General features: G+C 62.0%; 1 pseudogene and 1 other annotated feature. The pseudogene reads right to left on the reverse strand.

The features are described from left to right. Positions 1-1,011 (reverse strand): annotated as a pseudogene (locus tag ATB98_RS00015) (IS3 family transposase); the annotation flags it as partial. Beyond that, positions 614-730, reverse strand: a sequence feature (AL1L pseudoknot). Its footprint overlaps the pseudogene before it by 117 nt. Positions 1,012-1,064 lie beyond the last annotated feature (53 nt).

Here is a 1,064-nt window from a genome sequence, read left to right on the forward strand (position 1 = left end):
CGTAAGAGTCGCCGACGCTTCCGACGGAAGGCTCGATGCCCGCTTCGCCCAGCCGCTCCGAATACTTGATCGAGACGTATTGGACACCCCTGTCCGAGTGGTGAACGAGGCCGCCGCCATGAACGGGACGCCGCTCATGGAGCGCCTGCTCGAGAGCGTCGAGGACGAACCCGGCATGTGCCGTCCGGCTCACCCGCCAGCCGACGATGCGGCGGGCGAAGGCGTCGATGACGAAGGCCACGTAGACGAAACCCTGCCAGGTGGCGACATAGGTGAAATCCGAAACCCAGAGCCTGTTCGGTGCGGGAGCCTTGAACTGGCGGTTCACCCGGTCGAGCGGGCTCGGAGCCGTCTTGTCGGAGACCGTCGTCTTGACCGGCTTGCCGCGGATGATGCCCTGAAGGCCCATCGATCTCATGAGTCGAGCGACGGTGCAGCGGGCAACGTCGAAGCCCTCCCGCTTCAATTGCCGCCACACCTTGCGCACGCCATAGACGCGGAAGTTCGCCTCGAAGACACGGCGTATCTCGATCTTCAAGGCGATGTCGCTTCGGGCGCGGACCGACAGGCGGTCCACGTCCTCACGTTTGGCGATGTTCTCATAGTAGGTGGATGGGGCAATCGGCAGCAGCCTGCAGATCGGCTCGACCCCGAACACCGAGCGGTGCTCGTCGATGAAGGAAATCATCGTTTCAATGGGCGGTCGAGCTCCGCCATCGCGAAATAAGCAGACGCCTTGCGCAATATCTCATTGGCCTGACGAAGCTCCCGGTTCTCCCGCTCGAGAGCCTTCATCTTCTCGGCGACGTCGCTTGGGAGGCCGGGCCGGGAACCATTGTCCACTTCGGCCTTCTTCACCCATTCATTGAGCGTCTGCGCCGTGCAGCCGATCTTGGCGGCGATCGAGGAAACTGCCGCCCATCGCGAGGAATGTTCGCCTTCGTGATCCAAAACCATTCGCACCGCTCGGGCGCGGACTTCAGGTGAAAATTTGTTTGTTGTCTTGCTCATATCGGCTCCACTTTCTCAGAAGTTGGAGCCTCCGGCAAACCCGGCGCGGTTCA

The organism is Sinorhizobium saheli, from assembly GCF_001651875.1.
GTDB classification, from domain to species: domain Bacteria; phylum Pseudomonadota; class Alphaproteobacteria; order Rhizobiales; family Rhizobiaceae; genus Sinorhizobium; species Sinorhizobium saheli.